The sequence below is a fragment of the Dysgonomonas sp. 37-18 genome, assembly GCF_001899125.1.
Classification (GTDB): domain Bacteria; phylum Bacteroidota; class Bacteroidia; order Bacteroidales; family Dysgonomonadaceae; genus Dysgonomonas.
The window spans coordinates 1-1,008 of the sequence record NZ_MKVC01000042.1 but is presented as its reverse complement, the minus strand read 5'-3'; the positions used below and the strand labels follow the sequence as shown (position 1 = coordinate 1,008).

Sequence of the window (1,008 nt, the reverse complement as noted above, 5' to 3'; positions counted from 1 at the left end):
TCGAATTAAACCACATGTTCCTCCGCTTGTGCGGGCCCCCGTCAATTCCTTTGAGTTTCACCGTTGCCGGCGTACTCCCCAGGTGGATCACTTAACGCTTTCGCTAAGCCGCCTACTGTATATCGCAGACAGCGAGTGATCATCGTTTACTGCGTGGACTACCAGGGTATCTAATCCTGTTTGATACCCACGCTTTCGTGCTTCAGCGTCAGTGATGGCTTAGTGAGCTGCCTGCGCAATCGGAGTTCCTTGTAATATCTAAGCATTTCACCGCTACACTACAAATTCCGCCCACTTCATCCAGACTCAAGCCCCCCAGTTTCAACGGCCAGACTGCGTTGAGCGCAGAAATTTTACCGCTGACTTAAGGGGCCGCCTACGCACCCTTTAAACCCAATAAATCCGGATAACGCTCGCATCCTCCGTATTACCGCGGCTGCTGGCACGGAGTTAGCCGATGCTTATTCGCACTGTACTTGCAAGGGGGGACACGTCCCCCGTTTTACCCCAGTGCAAAAGGAGTTTACAATCCATAGAACCGTCGTCCTCCACGCGACTTGGCTGGTTCAGGCTCCCGCCCATTGACCAATATTCCTCACTGCTGCCTCCCGTAGGAGTCTGGGCCGTGTCTCAGTCCCAGTGTGGGGGATAAACCTCTCAGTTCCCCTATCCATCGTCGCCTTGGTGGGCCGTTACCCCGCCAACTAGCTAATGGAACGCATGCCCATCTACCACCGATAAATCTTTAACAAATATCCCCATGCGGGACCCCTGTTTCATGCGGTATTAATCTCCCTTTCGGAAGGCTATCCCCCTGTGGTAGGTAGGTTGCATACGCGATACTCACCCGTGCGCCGGTCGCCACCAGAGTATTGCTACCCTTGTGCTGCCCCTCGACTTGCATGTGTTAGGCCTGTCGCTAGCGTTCATCCTGAGCCAGGATCAAACTCTTCTTTGTATTCTCTTTTTTGTCTTTGACCCTATGTCCGGCTGCTTACGGACTATCAA

1 rRNA gene is annotated in these 1,008 nt (G+C 53.2%); it reads right to left on the bottom strand.

From position 1 onward, the window contains the following. Positions 1–958: ribosomal RNA gene (locus tag BGO84_RS16680) — 16S ribosomal RNA — on the bottom strand; the annotation flags it as partial. Between the last annotated feature and the right edge of the window lie 50 nt (positions 959–1,008).